Below are 18,870 nucleotides of genomic sequence, written 5' to 3'. Positions count from 1 at the left end.
TGATGAATAGGTGGGCCCCGCCTATTTCGGATCATGACGCCCCCGCAATGTGCGGCTGAGCAACAGTACCGGGATCAAGCCCACCAGCACCAGGGCCAGCGAAGGCAGCGCGGCCTCGCCCAGGCGCTCGTCGCGCGCCAGCTGGTAGGCCACCACGGCCAGGGTGTCGCTGTCGAAGGGCCGCAGCACCAGGGTGGCGGGCAACTCCTTCATCACATCCACGAAGACCAGCAGCGTGGCCGCCACCACCGAGCGGCGCAGCAGCGGCCAGTGCACCCGGGCGAGCAGGCCCCAGCTGCCGCTGCCCAGCATGCGCGCGCTGTCGTCCAGGCTGGCCGGGATGCGCGCGTAACCGCTTTGGACCGACTGCAGGGCCACGGCGACGAAACGCACCAGATAGGCCCAGACCAGGCCCAGCGAGGTGGCCGTGACCCAGTAGGCCGCGCCGGCCTCGGGCCAGCGGGCCTGCACCCAGCCCACGGGCAGCAGCAGGCCCACGACAATCACCGCGCCCGGCACCGCATAACCCAGGCCGGCCAGCCAGACCACGGCACGCGTCAGCAGGTCGGGCAGGCGGCGCAGGGCATAGGCCAGCAGCAGGGCCAGCGCCACGGCCAGCACGGCACTGAGCAGCCCCAGGCGCACGCTGTTGCCGGCCCAGCCCAGGAAACGATCCCAGGGCAATTCCCCCCAGTCCGCCAGCAGCGGACGGAACATGAAGAGCACCGGCGCCACAAAGCCCATCAGCAGCGGCAGACCGCACACGAGCCAGGCGGCCGCCAGACGCAGGCCACGCAACGGCACCGGCCGCGCCTCGGCCCCGGCCTGGCGTGCGGTGCGCGAACTGACGAAGCGCAGGCGCTGGCGCGAGCGGTGCTCCAGCCACAGCAGCAAGGCCACCAGCGCCAGCAGCAGCGTGGCCAGCTGGGCGGCCGCGATGCGGTTGTCCATGGCCAGCCAGGCCTTGTAGATGCCGGCCGTGAAGGTCTGGATGCCGAAGTAGCTGGCCACGCCGAAATCGGCCAGCGCCTCCATCAGGGCCAGCGCCACACCGGCAGCCACGGCCGGGCGCGCCAGCGGCAGCGCCACTTCGCGGATACGGCGCGACAGCGGCGCGCCAAGCAGGCGCGCGGCTTCCATGAGATGGCTGGCACGCTCGGCCAGGGCCGTACGCGCCAGCAGGTAGACGTAGGGATACAGCGCAAAGGTCAGCACCCAGGCCGCGCCGGCGGTGTTGCGGATTTCGGGAAAGACCCGCCCCTGCAGGCCGGTGATCGCACGCAGCCAGGTCTGCAATGGGCCGCTGTACTGCAGGAAGTCGGTGTAGGCATAGGCCACCACATAGGCCGGCATGGCCAGAGGCAGCAGCAGCGCCCATTCGAAAAAGCGTCGGCCCGGGAAGTCGAACAGCGTCACCGCGGCGGCCGAAGAGAGGCCCACCGTGATCACGCCCACGGTCACCAGCACGCAAAGCCAGAAGGTGGTAGCCAGGTAGTCGGGCAAGACGGTGCGCGCCATCTCCAGCAGGATGTCCGTGGCCTGCGCACCGGGCGCACCGCCGGGCCACCAGGCCCCCAGCAGGGCCAGCACGGGCAGCATGAGCGCGGCGGTGAAGAGCAGCAGAAAGAGATGACGGAGCCGTCGCAGGGGCATGGAATGGATCCGTAGAGGGTGAGCAGGCGTAATGAGAATTGTAAGCATCTACAATGAACCATCATGTTTCTCGAAGTCGCACAACTCGTCGTCCGCTACCCAGGCGCTGTCCAGGCCGCGGTACAAGGCGTGTCGCTGGGCCTGCGTGCCGGCGACATCGGCGTGCTGATCGGTCCCTCGGGCTGCGGCAAGACCACCCTGCTGCGGGCCGTAGCCGGGCTGGAGCCGGTCAGCGGCGGCGAGATCCGTCTCTCGGGCCAGGTGGTCGGCAGCGCCAGCACGCAACTGGCGCCGGAAGAGCGCCGCATCGGCATGGTGTTCCAGGACTACGCGCTGTTCCCGCACCTGGACGTGGGCCGCAACGTGGCCTTTGGCATCGCCCACCTCCCGCGCGCCGAGCGCGCGGCCCGGGTGCAGGAAGTCCTGGCCCTGGTGGGCCTGGAAGGCAGCGAAACGCGTTACCCGCATGAGCTCTCGGGCGGCCAGCAGCAGCGCGTGGCACTTGCACGTGCGCTGGCCCCGCGCCCGCAACTGCTGTTGCTGGACGAACCCTTTTCCAACCTCGACGTCGAGCTGCGCGAACGCCTGGCTCACGAGGTGCGCAATATCCTGAAAGCGGCCCAGGCCACGGCCCTGTTCGTCACACACGACCAGTTGGAGGCCTTTGCCATCGGCGACACCATCGGCGTGATGCACCAGGGCCAGTTGCACCAGTGGGACGACGCGTACACGCTCTACCACCGCCCGGCCACGCGTTTCGTCGCCGATTTCATCGGCCACGGCGTGTTCGCGCCGGCGACCATCCGCGAAGTCGGCCAGCAGATCGTGGTGCAGACACCGCTGGGCGAGCTGACCGATGTGGCCGAATGCCCCCTGCCCTGCGCGTTTGCAGGCGGCCAGTGCGACGTGCTGCTGCGCGCCGACGACATCGTGCACGACGATGAGGCGCCGGTAAAGGCCGAGATCATGCGCAAGGCCTTCCGCGGTTCGGAGTTCCTCTACACCCTGCGCCTGGCCGGCGGCCAGACCGTGCTGGCCCATGTGCCCAGCCACCACGACCACAGGATCGGCGAGTGGATCGGCATCCGGCCCCAGGTGGACCATGTGGTGACCTTCAACCGCTCATGCGCGCTGCGCGGCGGTGCGATGTGCGAGAAACCCTGTTCCGGGCAGACGATCGCCTGCGAGGACTTGCGCTGACGTCTCAGCGCGGCGCGGGCTGCTGGCGCAATTGCACGATGGTCTCACGCAGACCGGCCGCCCAGGTCCGGCGCTCGCGCCCCTGGGCACTCTGCAACTCGCCAAAGACGATGCGCACCGTGATGCCACGCGCACGCACCGTGCGCCAGACCGAACCCACCAAGGTGTCGTCCCCCACATAACAGGGTGCCAGGCTGCGCTCGCCGCTGTGCGTGTCGATGAACTGCAGGGCCACCGGCTGCACCGGCGTGCCCGCGGCGATCGCCGCCTGTAGCAGGTTGGCGTGGAAGGGCAGCAGCTCGACGCCTTCGCCGGTAGTGCCCTCCGGAAACACGGCGAGCACATCGCCCGCGCGCAGGCTGTCGGCCATGTGGTGCACCACGCGCATGGCGTCGCGCCTCGACTCACGCTCGATGAACAAGGTGCCCACGCCGCTGGCCAGCGCACCGATCAGCGGCCAGGCCTTGACGTCGGCCTTGGAAACGAAACGGCAGAAACGTGCGGCATGCAGCGAGGTGATGTCCAGCCACGAGATATGGTTGGCCACCAGCAGCAAGGGGCCGGGCAAGGTGGCGTCGCCCTGCACATCGAGCTTGATGCCCAGGCGCGCGAGCATCTCGCGCGACCAGACTTGCACGCGTATTTCGCGTTGCTCGGGGCTGAGACGCGGGAAACGCAGCAGGACTGTCAGCAGGCCCGCAACGATGTGCGTGCAGGCCCGCAGCAGCCGCCAGAGCGCACGCCCGACAGAAACCTTAGGCTGCCTGGTATGCAATCTGCCCACCCACGATGGTGCAGCGTACGCGGGCGGGCAGCTCGTAACCGGCAAAAGGCGTGTGCTTGCCCTGGCTGTGCAGGACCTCGGGCAAGACCGTCCACTCGGTCTGCAGGTCAAACACGCAAACATCGGCCACACCCCCGACCACCAGGTGGCCGGCGCTGGCCTGCAGCGTGCCCAGGGCACTGCCCAGCACGCGCGCCGGTTCGCTCGTGAGAACGGCCAGGGCGCGTGTGAGGCCTACGCCACTTTCCTGGCCCCACTTGAGGGCCAGGCTGAGCAGCAGCTCGACGCCGGTAGCGCCGGGTTCGGCTTCGGCGAAAGGCAGCATCTTGGCGTCCTCGTCCACCGGCGTGTGGTCGGAGACCAGGGCGTCGATGGTGCCGTCGGCCAGGCCTTCGCGCAGGGCTTCGCGGTCCGCCTGCTGCCGTAGCGGAGGATTGAGTCGCATGCGGCTGTCGAAGTAGCCAATATCGTTGTCGGTCAGGTGCAGGGAGTTGATGCTCACGTCACAGGTGACCGGCAGGCCCGCGTCCTTGGCCTGGCGTACCAAGGCCAGGCCGGCGGCGCTGCTGATGCGGCACAGGTGCACGCGGGCACCGCTGGCACGCATCAGCTCGAAGATGGTGTGCAGGGCGACGGTCTCGGCCGCCACCGGCACACCGGACAGGCCCAGGCGCGTGGCCAGCGCACCGCTGGCGGCCACGCCCTGACCCAGGTAGTGGTCGTTCGGACGCAGCCAGACCGCGTAACCGAAGGTGCTGGCGTACTGGAAGGCGCGTTGCAGGATCTGGGTGTTGACCAGGGGCACGTCGGCCTGGCTGAAGGCCACACAGCCGGATTCGGTGAGTTCGGCCATCTCGGTCAGGATCTCCCCCTGCAGGCTGCGCGTGAGCGCGCCGATGGGGAAGACACGCGCCTGGTGCAGCTTCTCGGCGCGGAACTTGAGCATCTCGACCAGGCCCGGCTCGTCGAGCACGGGGTCGGTGTCGGGCGGGCAGGCCAGGCCGGTGACACCACCGGCCACCGCGGCGGTCATTTCGGATTCGAGCATGCCCTCGTGCTCATGGCCAGGCTCGCGCAGGCGCACGGCCAGGTCCAGCAGGCCCGGGGCGACAACGCAACCCGCCGCCTCGACCACGCGGTTGGGCGCGAAGTCGACCGGCACCTTGCCGATGGCCACGATGCGTCCGGCGGCGATGGCCACGTCGGCGATCTCGTCGCGATTGCTGGCGGGGTCGATGACGCGGCCGCCCTTGATCAACAGTTTCATCTTATGCCTCGTTCCCTGCAACGATGCTCATGACCGCCATGCGCACCGCGATACCGAAGGTGACCTGCGGCAGGATCACGCTCTGCTTGCCGTCCACCACGTTGGAATCGATCTCGACGCCGCGATTGATCGGGCCCGGGTGCATGACGATGGCGTCAGGCTTGGCCAGCTGCAGCTTCTCGGGCGTCAGGCCAAAGCTCTTGAAGTATTCCTGGCTGGAGGGCAGCAAGGCCCCGCTCATGCGCTCGTTCTGCAGGCGCAGCATGATGATGACGTCGGCGCCCTTGATACCTTCTTCCAGCGTGTGGCAGACGCGCACGCCCATGGGCGCCATGGTGGATGGCACCAGGGTCTTGGGGCCGACGACGCGCACTTCGGCGCAGCCCAGGGTGGTGAGCGCATGGATGTCGGAGCGCGCCACGCGCGAGTGCAGCACGTCACCGACGATGGCCACGGTGAGGTTGCTGAAATCCTTCTTGTAGTGCCGGATGGTGTACATGTCCAGCAGGCCCTGGGTGGGGTGTGCGTGGCGGCCGTCGCCGGCGTTGATCACATGCACGTGCGGCGCCACATGCTGGGCAATCAGGTAGGGCGCGCCCGACTCGCTGTGGCGCACGACGAAGAGGTCGGCCGCCATGGCGCTCAGGTTGGCGATGGTGTCGAGCAGGCTCTCGCCCTTGGACGCCGAGGAGCGCGCGATGTCCAGGTTGATCACGTCGGCCGAGAGCCGCGTGGCCGCGATCTCGAAGGTGGTGCGCGTGCGCGTCGAGTTCTCGAAGAACAGGTTGAACACGCTTTTGCCGCGCAGCAGCGGCACCTTCTTCACTTCGCGGTCGCTGACGCTGACGAAGTTGGCGGCCGTGTCGAGGATGTGCGTGAGGATCTCGCGCGGCAGCCCTTCGGTGGACAGCAGATGGATCAGCTCGCCGTGCTTGTTGAGTTGGGGGTTGCGTTTGTAGAGCATGGTGTGGGCCTTGTGTTCGGTCGCCGCGCTCAGGCGGCCTCCACCCGGAAGCGGAAGCGGTCGTCCGCATCGCGCGCCAGTTCCAGCAGCTGGTTGGGCGGCAAGGCGACACGTGCCGCGGCAAAGTCAGCCTGGATGGGCAGCTCGCGGCCACCGCGGTCGACCAGCACAGCCAGCTGGATCGAGGCCGGGCGGCCGTAGTCGAACAGCTCGTTGATGACGGCGCGGATGGTGCGCCCGGTGTAGAGCACATCGTCAAGGATGACGATGTGCGCGGCGTTGACGTCGAAAGGCAGGACGGTCTGGCCGCCGCTGGCCAGGCCGCGCTGCGCGAAATCATCGCGGTGCATGGCGGAGGAGATCGTGCCGTGCTCGCCCTCGAGCTTGAGTTCACGCTGCAGGCGCTCGGCCAGCCAGGCCCCACCCGAGGTCACACCGACCAGTCGGGTTTCTGCGTTGCAGAGGCCACGCACGCCGCGTTGCAGTTCGCCGTAGAGGGCTTCGGCATCCAGGGTGAGTACGCTCATTCCAGGTTCCTCAAGAATTGTTCCAGGATCACGCAGGCCGCACCCGCATCGGCGTCGGCCGCGCCATCGGCCAGGGCCTCGGTGGTGCTGTAGCGTTCGTCGACTTCGTAGACCGGCAGGCCGAAACGCCCGCGCAGCTGGCGTGCAAACTTCTGCGCCCGCGCCGTATTTTCATGCGGCGCGCCATCAGGGTGGAAAGGCACACCGACGACCAGGGCGTCGGGCTGCCATTCCTTGATGCGTTCGGCAACGCGCTCGAAACGCGTCTCCCCCTCGGCCCGGATGGTGGGCTGGGGCTGGGCCTGGCGCAGCATGCGGTTGCCCACGGCCACGCCGGTGCGCTTGAGACCGAAATCCAGAGCGAGAAAGCTTTGCTGTGCAGCGGGTACGGACGTCACGACAGGCGCATGCAGGGCGCTCATGCATGCCCCGCGTCGGGTGAGAGCATCCAGGACTGCAGGCCCAGCAGTAAGAGGGCCTTGTCGTAGCGCTGTGCAACCGGCGTCTCGAAGATCACGATCGGGTCGGCAGGCACTGTGAGCCAGCTGTTTTCGCCGATCTCCGATTCGAGCTGGCCCTGGCCCCAGGCCGAATAACCCAGGGAGACCAGCACGCGACTGGGACCGGCACCGGTGGACAAGGCTTCGAGCACATCGCGCGAGGTGGTCATCTCCAGCCCGCCCGGGATCATCATGGTGGAGGCGTAGACCGGCTCGGGCTTCTCGGCCACCGGCTCCTGCAGGGCCTCGTGCAGCACAAACCCGCGCTCGGTCTGCACCGGGCCCCCGTGGAAGACCGGGGCATCCTTGAGGTCGGCGCGCCCCAACGGCAGTTCGACCTTGTCGAACAGGCCTTGCAGCTTGATGTCGGTCGGCTTGTTGATCATGAGACCGAGCGCACCCCGCTCGCTGTGCTCGCACAGGTAGACCACACTTTTGGCGAAAGTCTCGTCGGCCAGACCGGGCATGGCGATCAGGAAATGATTCGTGAGGTTGATGGGTGCAGAATCATTGGCCATTCTTCAATTTTAGCGTTTCATGAGCAAAGCTTTCGATTCCGGCCTGGTCTGGTTCCATCGTGATCTGCGGGTGGACGACCACGCCGCCCTCCACCGGGCGCTGCAGCAGTGCCGGCAGGTCTATTGCGCCTTCATTTTCGACCGCGACATCCTCGACCCGCTGCCGCGCGCCGACCGCCGGGTGGAGTTCATCCGCAGCAGCCTGGTCGAGCTGGATGCGGACCTGCGTGCCCTGGCCGGCCGGGAAGAAGCTGGCCTCATCGTCCAGCACGGCCACGCCCACGACGCGCTGCCCGCCCTGGCCCGGGCTTTGGGCGTGCAAGCCGTCTACGCTGCGCATGACTACGAGCCGCAGGCCCAGGCGCGCGACGCGCGCGTGCGCGGCACCCTGGCCAGCCTGGGCATCGCCCTGCACACCTGCAAGGACCATGTGATCTTCGAGGGGCGCGAGATCCTCACGGGCGGCGGCACCCCCTACACGGTCTTCACGCCCTACAAACGGACCTGGCTGGCGCGGCTGCAGGCCACCCAACTGCCGGTGTTCGACTGCGCCCCGCTGGCCGCTGGCCTGGCCCCGCGGCCTCAGCCGCTGAGCCATCCCGTGCCGACCCTGGCCGAGCTTGGCTTCGAACCCAGCAACCTGGCCCAGCTCAGGATACCCACCGGCAGCAGCGGCGCCCGCCAGCTGTACACGGATTTCCTTGAGCGCATGGACCAGTACCAGGACACGCGCGACTTCCCTGCCCTCAAGGGCCCGAGCTACCTGGGCGTGCACCTGCGTTTTGGCACGGTCTCGCTGCGCCGCCTGGTGACCACGGCGCAGCAGCGTAGCCTGGACGGCAGCCCGGGGGCTGCCACCTGGCTCAGCGAGCTGGTCTGGCGCGATTTCTATTTCCAGATCCTGGCCAATTTTCCGCATGTGGCGGCGCAGGCCTTCAAGCCAGCCTATGACGCGATCGCCTGGGAGCAGGGTGCCCACGCCCAAGCGCTCTACGCCGCCTGGTGCGAGGGCCGCACGGGGTACCCGATCGTGGATGCCGCCATGGCTCAGATCAACCAGAGCGGCTACATGCACAACCGCCTGCGCATGGTGGCTGGCAGTTTCCTCGTGAAGGACCTGGGGATCGACTGGCGCTGGGGCGAGCGCTACTTTGCCGAAAAGCTCAATGACTACGACCTGGCCGCCAACAACGGCGGCTGGCAGTGGGTGGCTTCCAGCGGCTGCGATGCCCAGCCCTGGTTCCGCATCTTCAACCCGATCAGTCAGAGCAAGAAATTCGACCCGCAGGGCCGTTTCATCCGTCGTTACCTGCCGCAGCTGGCCGCCCTGCCCGATGCGGCCCTGCATGCCCCCTGGCTGGCCAGCCCGCTCGAGCTGGCCGCCGCCGGCGTGACACTGGGCAGCGGCTACCCGCTGCCGCTGGTCGCACACGATGAAGCGCGGTCACGCACGTTAGCGCGTTACGCGGTGGTCAAGAAGCCGGGAGAAAAAGAGGACTGAACCCTGCAGGCCCGGCCTGCAGGGTGGTCTGGACTCAGGCCGGTACGGCCTGGGTGCAATAGTGCTTCACGAGGGCGAGCAGCTCGTCTTCGCCGTAAGGCTTGCCCAGGTAGTGGTCGACGCCCAGTTCCTTGGCATGCTCGCGATGCTTTTCGGCGATGCGCGAGGTGATCATGATGATGGGCAGGTCGCGCAGCTTGGCGTCGGCGCGGATGTTGCGCGCCAGATCGAAGCCGTCCATGCGCGGCATCTCGATGTCGGACAGCACCACCGCCGGACGCTCCTCGGCCAGGCGTTCGAGCGCCTGCAGGCCGTCGGCGGCCATGGCCACACGATAACCTTCGCGGCGCAGCAGGCGCTGCGTGACCCGACGCACGGTGATGGAGTCGTCCACCACCAGCACCAGCGGCAGCTCTGCACCGGTGCTCGGGAGCACCTGCTCGGTCACAGGGATGAGCGGCTTGCCGGATGCCGGCTCGCTGCTGGCCTGCTGCAACTCATAGGCCTTGTCGCCGAACACGGTTGCCAGAGCCACCGGGTTGTAGATCAGCACCACGGCACCAGAGGCCAGCACCGACATCCCCGCCAGACCCGGCATGCGAGCCAGTTGCGGACCGAGGTTCTTCACCACGACTTCCTGGTTGCCCAGCACTTCGTCGACGTGGATGGCCAGGCGCTGGCCAGCGCTGCGCAGCAGCACCACCGGCTGGGTCTTGCCCACATGTTCGCGGCTGCGCGTCGAGGCTTGCAAGAGCGCGCCGGACCAGAAGAAGGGCACGGCCTCTCCGCCAAAGTCGATGCTGCCCTTGGCATAAGCCTGCTCGAGTTCGGCGTAGGTCAGACGGCGCACGATCTCGACCAGGTTGGCAGGCACGCCCACGCTCAGCTCGCCCATGCGCAGCATGATCACCTGTGTCACGGCGGTGGTCAGGGGCAGCACCAGCTTGAAGCTGGTGCCGGCGCCGGCCGTGGTGGCGGTTTCGATGCGGCCACCCAGCGCCTGCACCTCGGAACGCACCACGTCCATGCCGATACCGCGTCCGGCCAGCTCGGTCACGCTGGCCGCGGTGGAGAAGCCCGGCATGAAGATCATGTTGGCGGCGTCGGCATCGCTGAGCGGCTGGCCCGGCGCGACCAGGCCCTGGGCCAATGCCTTCTCGCGGATGCGCGGCAGGTTGAGGCCGGCGCCGTTGTCGCTGAAAACGACCGAGACGTCATTGCCTTCCTGGTGCAGGCCGATGGTGATGGTGCCAGCCGCGGGCTTGCCGGCGGCTTCGCGCTGCTGCGGGCTTTCGATGCCGTGTGCGACAGAATTGCGCAGCATGTGCTCGAACGCTGGCGTCATGCGATCCAGCACGCCGCGGTCAATTTCCATGGAGCCGCCGGTGATATCGAGCTTGACCTGCTTGCCGGCGTCCTTGGCCGCCTGGCGCACCACGCCATAGAGGCGCTCGGAGATACCTTCGAATTCCATCATGCGCGTTCGCAGCAGGTCGCGCTGCAATTCGCGCGTCTGGCGCGCCTGGGCGATCAAGTCGTCCTCGGTGCCGCTGATGGTCTGCTGCAGGTTGCGCTGCACGGTGGCCACGTCGTTGACCGACTCGGCCATCATGCGGGTGAGCTCCTGCACGCGCGTGAAGCGGTCGAACTCCAGCGGATCGAATCCTTGCGCCGTGTCCTTGGCTTGGGCCAGACGCGACTGCATCTGCGACTCGGCCTGGAGTTCGACGTCACGCAGGTGGGTCCGCAGACGGTCCAGGTTGGCCGTCAACTCACCGAGCGAGCCGTTGAGCTGGCCCAGCCGCTGGTCCAGTCGGCTGCGGGTGATCATGACTTCCCCGGCCTGGTTGACCAGACGGTCGAGCAGTTGCGAACGAACCCGCACGGTCTGGCCGGAGGTGGATCGGGCCGAGGCCGACGGCAGTCTGGCCGGCACAGGTGCCGCCACTGCGGGGCGCGCTGCCACCACGGGGCGCTGGGCTGTCTTGGCAACTGGCTCAGGGACAGGTACGGGGGCCGGGGCGACGGAAGCCGCTGCGGGGGCTGGCGCGGCCACGGCGGGGCGGGCCAGTGCCTCGGGCACGTAGGCCTCTTCCACCGGGGCCCGGCAGAGTTCGTCGAACACCTGCTGCAGACGGTCGTAGCGCGTGAGCATGGGCTCGATCTGCGCGGCCTGGATGAACTCGCTGCCCATCTGCTCGATGGCCGATTCCATGCGGTGCGTCATCTCGCCCAGACGCATGGCACCCGCCAGGCGGGCGCTGCCCTTGAGGGTGTGCAGCACACGCAGCACGTCCAGGCGTGCGCCGGCGTGATCGGGCTGTTCCGACCACTGGCGCAGTGCCGCCGCCATCTGGGGCATCAGTTCGGCTGCCTCTTCTTCGAAGATGGGGAACAGGTCGGGATCAATCACGTCGACGGCGTCGTTCTCCTCGTCGCCGTCGTCCACCACGATCTTGGCCGCGCCGGGCAAGGCTGCTGCAGGCGGCCTGGGCGCGGCGGCCGGCACTACCGGCGCGGCGACGGCCGCCGGCATGGGCTTGGGCGCCGGGGCCGCGACAGGCGCCGCCGGCTTGAGCGGCTCGAAGTCGAAGGTCAGATCGCCCAGATCAAACTCGGGTTCCTCGTTGACCGTCAGCCCCTCGTGGCCGCGCAGGCCCTCTGATTCGAGGGCGTCAAGCTGGGCAAATTCGGTGCTGTGGATCGCATTCAGCGCTTCCACCAGGCCCGGTTCCGGAGCCTTCAGGAAACCGGCGGCGAACTGGTGCAGCAGGTGACGGATATTGTCGGCAGCAGCCACGAAGACCTGGGCATGCTCGGACTGCCCCTGGCCGTGGAGCTGCACGTGCTGCATGGCCTGCTCCAGCGCGCGGGCAATCTCGGAAAGCGCGGAAAAACCGACCGTCGCCGAACTGCCGCCCAGCGAATGGGCCAGCGCGATGGCGGTGTCAGGGACCGGGTTGTGAAGCTCCAGCGACCACTCGTTGAGTTCAGTGAGCAGACGACGCGACCACTCGTCGGCCTCGTTGAGGAAGACGTTGTACAGCGGAATGCCGATACGCAGCGTGCCGATGACCTTGACCTGCTCGTCCGCCGTCTCGACCGGCGTTGTGGCCTCCGGCAGGTCGAGTTCGAAGCCCTCGATAGCAGCCGGACGGCTGTCGGGCGCATCCGGCAGATCGTGGATGGCGCCGGTCGCCGTATCAGCCCAGTTGTTCTGCAATTCCGGCAGCTCGAGGGCGGGCAGTTCGTCCGGCCCGGCCATGCGGGTCGCTGCCCAATCCTGGGGCTCGCCCTTTCTGGGCGGTGGCAAATCCTCAGGGCCCGCCAGGCTGGTGGGGGCCCAGTCCTGGCTCGCGCCCTTGCCCGTGAGGGAGAACATGTCCTCGGGGCCCGCCATGCTGGTGGGCGCCCAGTCGATGGACAGATCGCCGCTCTTGTCAGCCACGGCCTCGGCAGCACGCGCGGCTGGGGGAGCCGCCGGAGGCACGCTGGCCAGGCTGCTGAAGTCGATGTCCCCGACATCGCCCAAGTCGGGCGCTGCTGGCGCCGCCGGCTGGCCAGGGACCTTGGCATCGCTCAGATCGAAATCGAACATCTGGGTCGATTCAAAGTCGATGGGCGGCGGTTCTACGGACAGCGCGGGCAGTTCGGGAGCAGCGACGGGCGCTGCCGCAGGGGCCTGCGCGGCCACGCCGGGCAAGGCCAATGCGACGAACTTGCCGTCCAGACGCATGGCATCGGCCGACTGACGGAAAGGCACGGCACTCCAGCCGGCATCGCTGCCGGTAGCGATGTCCTCGACCCACTGCCCCAGGCCTTGCAAGGCAGCATTGGAGATCTGCAGCAGTTCGGGACGGGCCGGCTTCTGCTCGGCCAGCCAGCTGTTCATCATCTGCTCCATCGCCCAGGCAGCTTCGCCGAACTCGTTGAAGCCGACCATGCGCGAACTGCCCTTGAGGGTGTGAAAGGCACGACGCAGCGTGGTCTGCTGGGACAGGTCGGCCGGATCCCCGAGCAGGGCCGATACGGCATCCAAGCCGTTGTGCGCCACTTCGCGCGCTTCATCCAGGAAGATGTCCCGCAGCTCGGCACCATCATCCTCGGCGGAAGCCGTTGCAGCAGCGGCAGGCAGCGCTGCGGCGACGGGCGGACGGGGGGCCACGGCCACAGGCGCGGCCACCGGCGTCGGCATCGGGGGCGGTTCAGGCGCCACCGCGGCGACCTCGCGTTCGCGTCCCATCAGCGGCTTGAACTCACCCAGCTCCTCGTCATAGACAAACAGCTTCTTGGCCAAGGCACGCTGATAGCTCAGCATGTCGATCAGGAATCCCAGGGCGCCCAGGCTGTTGCCGAATTTCTCGAACACGCCGGTCCGCGCAGCGTCCTCGTCGATGTTGTCGACCAGGAACTTCTCGACGGTATCGCGCATGCGCACGGTGGCCAGCGACGCCTGGTCCAGGCCCAGCACCGAGAACACACCGCGCATCTGTGCCAGCTGGTTGGGCACGTCGTTGAGCGGGGCCTTGTCCTTCGGATTGCGGAAGAAGGTGTCGAGCGACTTCTCGATCTCGGTCAGGCTGGTGCGCAGTTCCTCGACCACGCTGCCCATGGTCTGGCGATCGCTGACGCGGCGGTACAGTTCCTCCATCCAGGGTTCGAGCGCCTCGGGCTGGCCGCCGGCCACGACGTGATCCAGCCGGCGCGCCAGGCGATCGCTGCGCTGGCTCATGCTGGACTCGGTCGGGTCCATGTCCTCGTAGGCCGCGTCCAGATAAAGAATGGAGGTGGCCACTTCCATGGCCACCGGCGTGGTCGGCGGCTCGCCCGAGCGCACCGTGCCGTCCACGGCCTTGAGCAGGGCACGTGCCAGCTCCTTGTTCTCGGGATGCAGCTTCAGCAGCGACTCACCCACCAGGCCGAACTGTTCGGACACGACCTTGAGCCGGTTGGTGTCGCCCCCGGAGAGGGCCGACCAGGTTTCGGTGGCGGTGGCAATGCGCTTGCGCGCCTGCACCAGCACCGCCGGATCGAAACGACCATACTGCGGCGTGTCGTAATTGACAGGCTTGGTCTGCGCCAGGCCGTAGGCCTGCCTGACCGCTGTCAGAACCGGTGCCGCCTGGGCATCGGCCGGCGCCGCCTGGGCACAGAAGAACAGCAGGTCCTGCGCCAGACGGTCCGACACCTCATTCTTGCCGCGTGCCAGCGTGGTGAACTGCATCAGCACGCGCGAAGCCGCGCGCTTGACGTAGACATCCGAGGGGCACAACTTCAGCGACAGGGCCTCGAAGTAGGCCGCACAGATCTTCCAGAAGGAGCGCTGCTCCAACGTCTGCTGGCCGGCCGCCAGCCCCAGGCAGATGTCACGCAGGGCCTTGGCCGATGAGACACTGCCCGTCTTGACCACCTTGAGCACGGACGAATCCAGCTGCGCACGCACGGCCGGGTCATAACCCAGCGCTTGCGCCGGCGCGGGCGTATCGGCATCCATCCAGCGCCAGGCGTGAGCCCACAGTTCGGCCGGGTGCACGCGCTCCTCGCCGACCAGTTCCAGCACATCGCGGTACTGCGGAAACAGGGCCACCGCCGAGGCCGACTTGCCACGCAGTACGCTCTCCAGGTACTCGATCAGGGCAAAACTGGCACGCTCGACCTTGGTGGCGGCGTCTTCGCTGCAGGACTCGGGACGCTCGACGAATTTCTGCGCGAGCGCTTCCATGGCGCGCAGCACCTTGGCCGGCTCGGGCAGACCCACCATCTCCAGGGCACCGACGGCCTGGTGCAGTTGCTGGCGCGCGATGCGCAGCTGGCTGGCATCGAGCGACTCCAGATCGGAGCCGCGCGCCAGTTCGGCATCGCGCACGAAACGGCGGATGGCCTTGCTGGCGCCATCGAGCGACTTGCGCAGCTCGTCCAGCACCCAGGCCAAAGGGCCCAGGTCGTTGACTGGCTGATCGTCGTTGCCGCTAGCGGCTGCGAGGGCTTGCATGGATACGTCGCTCCTGCGGATGGCGGGCGGTGATCAGGAAATCTTGAATCGCGCGACCGACTGTCGCAGCTCTTCAGCCATGCGTGAGAGTTCACGCACCTGGGCCGCGGTCGCCCGCGTACCTTCACCCGTCTGCTCGGTCACCGCGAAGATGTGCTGAATGTTGTCGGCCACCACGCTGGCCATGGCGGCTTCCTTCGAGGTGGAGTCGGAGATCTGCTCGATCAGCTCGGCCAGCCGGCGCGACACGCGGTCAATTTCGGACAGCGCGGTACCGGCGTTATCGGACAGTCGCGCCCCCTCCACCACACCCTGCGTGGAGCGCTCCATGGCGGCCACGGCGTCCTGGGTGTCGGTCTGAATCGCCTTCACCAGCGCCGAGATCTGGCGCGTGGCGTCTGCGGAACGTTCAGCCAGTCGCTGCACTTCTTCCGCCACCACCGAGAAGCCGCGGCCAGCTTCACCGGCAGATGCGGCCTGGATGGCAGCGTTCAGGGCCAGCACGTTGGTCTGTTCGGTAATGTCCGAGATCAGCTCCGTAATTTCACCGATCTCCTGCGAAGATTCGCCCAGGCGCTTGATCCGCTTGGAGGTGTCCTGGATCTGGTCGCGGATGGAGTTCATACCACCGATGGCGTCCTGCACGGCCTTGAGACCGGACTCGGCAGCCTGCAGGGACTGGCGCGCCACCGCGGCCGATTCCTGCGCCTGGTGCGAGACCTGGTTGATGCGGGTCGACATGTCCACCACGGAGCGACCGGTTTCGCGAATCTCGTGCAGCTGTTCGTTCGAGGCGGCCAGCAGCTCGGTGGACGTCTGGTCCACCTCGGCCGTCGTCTGCGCCACCTGGGCCGCCGTGTTCTGCACGTTGCCCACCAGCAAGCGCAGCTCTTCCACCGTGTAGTTCACCGAGTCGGCGATGGCGCCCGTGATGTCCTCGGTCACCGTGGCCTCCTGCGTCAGGTCGCCCTCGGCCACCGTCTGCAGTTCGTTCATCAGTCGCAGAATGGCGGCTTGGTTGGCGTCGTTGACGCGCTTGGCCTCCTGCTCCTGCCGTTCGGCTTCCAGTCGCTGCGCTTCGGCCATCACCTGGCGGCGACGGCTGTCCATCAGCTGCACACGCGCCAGACCGGCAGCGCAGATCAGCGCGAAGAGGGCGGCACCGATCAGGGCCAGCAGGGAAGTCGGACCCAGGCCGGTACGGGTCGCCAGCTGACCCTGCAACTCTTCCAGGTCGCGGCGCATCGGCTCGGAGTCGTTGATGATGGTGATCTGGGCGCTACGCGCGGAGACCAGGCCCTGCAGATTGCCCAGAATGGCGCCAGCCTGCGTGCGGGTCAACTCGTAGAGCTTGATCAGCGCCTCGATCTGCTCACGGGTCTGCGCATCCTTGGAGGCATTCAGGCGCAACTCGGGGCTGCCGTCGAGCAGACCCTGGGCGATTTCCTTGAAGGAGTTCAAGTCCTTGCCCAGCAGGAACACGGCTTCCGGGCTCACGCCTTCAGCGGTCAGGAATTCGTTGGACGACTTGCCGATGCGCTGGGTCAGCATCACCAGCTGGCCGGCCGCGGAAATCTCGGCGGCACTGGCGTTCTGCTGCAGCTTGAGCGAGGACACCGTCTCGGCGATCTCCAGCAGGTCGGAGGACTGGCGGTTGATGGTGCGCAGGGCGGCGCCCACCTGGGTCAGGATCTTCTCCTGCGCCACGATGGCACCGGCACTCTTTTCGGCGCGCTCCATCAGCGGGATGATCTTTTCGAGCTGCGGCAGCAGGTCGGCGTCGATCGGCTCCAGGCGCAGGGCGTAGTCGCTGTCGCGCAGACCCTTGACGGACCGCACCAGGTAGCTGGAACTTTCCTTGACCTCGGCGAAGGCCTGGGGCACACCCACCAGGGCCTGCGACACCGATTTGGCCAGGCGTTGCGACTGCATCAGGGACTGGCCGGTGGCATTCAGCTGCTGCGCAACGCGGTCGGCAGCGGTCAGCGCCACGAAGGCGATCGCACCCAGCACAACCAGAGCCAGACCCAGCAGCCACCACAGCAGACGCTGCTGTTCGGCAATCGGTCGGCGCCCCAGCAGGGGCACGTTGACCATGTCCTCCTCCTGATCCAGCGCCGCCGGCGCGGGCAGGTCCTGCAACTGGGTGTCGGCCGACTTCGCGGGGGCCGACGCACGTTGCGGCTGCAGGCCGGACAGGTCGTCAGGCATGGCCAGGCTCAGACCGACGCTCTGCTCCGAGTCGGGCGTCTTTTTGGCAAAGAGATGGGTCAGTTTGTTGAGGACGGACATGATGCAACCTTCAGGATTGTTGGGGCGGCCTCGCTAGGCACTGATGCTCAAAAACTCGCTCATCTGCGACAGCTGCTGGAGATTGATCTCCTGCCAGCGGCTGCCGTCAGCGTCGACATAGCGGTTACCGAAATAGGGTGGCGCACCTTCCGGCGGCGGCTCGGAGCCCGAGAACGCCCCGACATGGCGCAAACCCGCCAGCGAATCGATCAGCAAGGAGCAATTGAGCTCCAGAGCGGCGTTGAGCGTGACGACACTGGCCTCGGACCAGTACTGCTCGGTCCGCACCGGCGCCTTGCCGGCAATGAAGGCGGCCAGATCCACCACACCATACAGGCCGCCACGCAGATTCACGACCCCAAGAAACCAGGACTGTGAGTAAGGCACCGTCTGCACTGCCGGCAGCGGGAAAATTTCACCCGACTGGGCCAGGGGCAGCAGGTAATCCAGCCCCCCCGCACGCACCGCCAGCCACGAAATGGAGAGACCTTCGGCCTTGGCCGCTTGCAATCGGCTAGCAAGTCGTGACTGCAGGTCCCTGAGAGCTTCGCGATTGGCCATGGGATGCGAATCAGCCCAGCGCCTTGATCTTGCCCAACAATTCGGCCTCGTCCACCGGCTTGGTCACGTAGTCACGTGCGCCCTGGCGCATGCCCCAGACGCGGTCGGTCTCCAGGTTCTTGCTGGTGCAGATGATGATCGGAATCTCGGCGTACTCAGGCGTGCGATTGATGGCGCGCGTGAGCTGAAAGCCGTTCTGACCCGGCATCACGACGTCCATCAGGATCAGGTCCGGCTTGTCCTCGGCCAGGCGGCGGAACGCATCGTCAGCATCCTCGGCGGTCTTGACGGCCATGCCGTTTTTCTGGAGCAGATCCGTCAGAAACATCAACTCCGTCTTGGAATCGTCCACGATCAAAACTTTGCGTATCGGCATCAATTCACTCCTTGCGAGACTATGCCAAACTGCTGCACGGCCTGCAACAGCTGGTCTTTGGTAAACGGTTTGGTCAGGTAGTCCTGCGCGCCCACCATGCGGCCACGCGCCTTGTCGAACACCCCATCCTTGGACGACAGCATGACCACCGGCACCGAGGCGAACTTGGCGTTGCGCTTGATGATGGCGCAGGTCTGGTAGCCATCGAGGCGCGGCATCAGGATGTCGCAGAAAATCAGATGCGGCTGGTAGTCGTTGACCTTGGCCAGGGCATCGAAGCCGTCTTCAGCCAGCATCACCTCATGCCCGCCCTGCTTGAGAAATATCTCGGCGCTGCGGCGGATCGTATTGCTGTCATCGATCACGAGGACCTTGAGGGGCGATTCTTGCGTGCTCACTGAACGCTACTCCTGATTACGGCCGACTGAGACGATGACAGACACCATCATTCAGACCGTGCCTCAGATCTGGACCATTTCGAAATCTTCCTTGCGCGCACCGCACTCAGGACAGGTCCAGTTCATGGGCACATCGGCCCATGCCGTCCCCGGCGCTATGCCGTGCTCCGGATCGCCGGCCGCCTCATCATAGATCCAGCCACAAATCAGACACATCCAGGTTTTCTTATCGCTCACAGCTTACGGGACCTTCGAATAGAATGCAACATTGTACAAAGCGAAAACCGCTCTCGAACGGCTTTCGCGCAACGACTTGTCGTATTCTGCCTGATGACCA

General features: G+C 66.9%; 15 protein-coding genes. 2 read left to right on the top strand and 13 right to left on the bottom strand.

All coding sequences use genetic code 11. The features are described from left to right. Positions 1-21: 21 nt before the first annotated feature. Positions 22-1,653, bottom strand: coding sequence for an ABC transporter permease (locus AC1RRP_RS09130; protein WP_493035339.1), 1,632 nt, complete (start codon positions 1,651-1,653; stop codon positions 22-24). A 63-nt stretch (positions 1,654-1,716) separates the two neighbouring features. Here AC1RRP_RS09130 and AC1RRP_RS09125 point away from each other — a divergent pair, with 63 nt between their 5' ends. After that, positions 1,717-2,853, top strand: a complete 1,137-nt coding sequence (locus AC1RRP_RS09125; RefSeq protein ID WP_493035337.1) for an ABC transporter ATP-binding protein — start codon at positions 1,717-1,719, stop codon at positions 2,851-2,853. Positions 2,854-2,857: 4 nt separating this feature from the next. Here the strand turns inward: AC1RRP_RS09125 and AC1RRP_RS09120 are convergent, their stop codons facing one another. The 6 genes from AC1RRP_RS09120 to AC1RRP_RS09095 are packed head-to-tail and all read right to left on the bottom strand — an operon-like array spanning position 2,858 to position 7,413. After that, on the bottom strand, positions 2,858-3,637 hold the full coding sequence (locus AC1RRP_RS09120) for a lysophospholipid acyltransferase family protein (protein ID WP_493035335.1): 780 nt from the start codon (positions 3,635-3,637) through the stop codon (positions 2,858-2,860). Then, positions 3,609-4,904, bottom strand: a complete 1,296-nt coding sequence (locus tag AC1RRP_RS09115; RefSeq protein ID WP_493035333.1) for a dihydroorotase — start codon at positions 4,902-4,904, stop codon at positions 3,609-3,611. The genes AC1RRP_RS09120 and AC1RRP_RS09115 overlap by 29 nt, the downstream gene beginning before the upstream one ends. A 1-nt stretch (position 4,905) precedes the next feature. Continuing rightward, complete coding sequence (locus AC1RRP_RS09110; RefSeq protein WP_493035331.1) at positions 4,906-5,868, bottom strand: aspartate carbamoyltransferase catalytic subunit; 963 nt, start codon at positions 5,866-5,868, stop codon at positions 4,906-4,908. A gap of 29 nt (positions 5,869-5,897) precedes the next feature. Beyond that, positions 5,898-6,395 (bottom strand): bifunctional pyr operon transcriptional regulator/uracil phosphoribosyltransferase PyrR, encoded by a 498-nt coding sequence (gene pyrR, locus AC1RRP_RS09105; protein WP_493035329.1) that lies wholly within the window; start codon positions 6,393-6,395, stop codon positions 5,898-5,900. Further along, positions 6,392-6,817, bottom strand: a complete 426-nt coding sequence (ruvX, locus tag AC1RRP_RS09100) for a Holliday junction resolvase RuvX (RefSeq protein WP_493035327.1) — start codon at positions 6,815-6,817, stop codon at positions 6,392-6,394. Before ruvX ends, pyrR begins: the two co-directional genes overlap by 4 nt. Next, on the bottom strand, positions 6,814-7,413 hold the full coding sequence (locus AC1RRP_RS09095) for a YqgE/AlgH family protein (protein WP_493035325.1): 600 nt from the start codon (positions 7,411-7,413) through the stop codon (positions 6,814-6,816). Before AC1RRP_RS09095 ends, ruvX begins: the two co-directional genes overlap by 4 nt. A 19-nt stretch (positions 7,414-7,432) precedes the next feature. Here AC1RRP_RS09095 and AC1RRP_RS09090 point away from each other — a divergent pair, with 19 nt between their 5' ends. Further along, a complete protein-coding gene (locus AC1RRP_RS09090) occupies positions 7,433-8,914 on the top strand; it encodes a cryptochrome/photolyase family protein (protein ID WP_493035323.1) in 1,482 nt (493 codons plus the stop codon). Positions 8,915-8,948: 34 nt separating this feature from the next. Here the strand turns inward: AC1RRP_RS09090 and AC1RRP_RS09085 are convergent, their stop codons facing one another. The 6 genes from AC1RRP_RS09085 to AC1RRP_RS09060 form a co-directional block, all read right to left on the bottom strand. Further along, the gene (locus tag AC1RRP_RS09085) at positions 8,949-14,906 is read right to left on the bottom strand and encodes a hybrid sensor histidine kinase/response regulator (protein WP_493035321.1); all 5,958 of its coding nucleotides are present in this window, start codon (positions 14,904-14,906) and stop codon (positions 8,949-8,951) included. Positions 14,907-14,939: 33 nt separating this feature from the next. Then, positions 14,940-17,198, bottom strand: a complete 2,259-nt coding sequence (locus AC1RRP_RS09080) for a methyl-accepting chemotaxis protein (protein ID WP_493035320.1) — start codon at positions 17,196-17,198, stop codon at positions 14,940-14,942. A gap of 33 nt (positions 17,199-17,231) precedes the next feature. Next, the gene (locus AC1RRP_RS09075; protein ID WP_057674733.1) at positions 17,232-17,759 is read right to left on the bottom strand and encodes a chemotaxis protein CheW; all 528 of its coding nucleotides are present in this window, start codon (positions 17,757-17,759) and stop codon (positions 17,232-17,234) included. A 10-nt stretch (positions 17,760-17,769) separates the two neighbouring features. Further along, the gene (locus tag AC1RRP_RS09070; protein ID WP_057674732.1) at positions 17,770-18,135 is read right to left on the bottom strand and encodes a response regulator; all 366 of its coding nucleotides are present in this window, start codon (positions 18,133-18,135) and stop codon (positions 17,770-17,772) included. Continuing rightward, positions 18,135-18,533, bottom strand: a complete 399-nt coding sequence (locus AC1RRP_RS09065) for a response regulator (protein WP_057674731.1) — start codon at positions 18,531-18,533, stop codon at positions 18,135-18,137. Before AC1RRP_RS09065 ends, AC1RRP_RS09070 begins: the two co-directional genes overlap by 1 nt. Positions 18,534-18,596: 63 nt before the next feature. Next, on the bottom strand, positions 18,597-18,749 hold the full coding sequence (locus tag AC1RRP_RS09060) for a rubredoxin (protein ID WP_047193774.1): 153 nt from the start codon (positions 18,747-18,749) through the stop codon (positions 18,597-18,599). Between the last annotated feature and the right edge of the window lie 121 nt (positions 18,750-18,870).

The organism is Hylemonella sp. GW821-FHT12C09, assembly GCF_058807395.1.
Note: the sequence above shows the minus strand (reverse complement) of the source record. Positions and strands in the feature narration are given on the sequence as shown.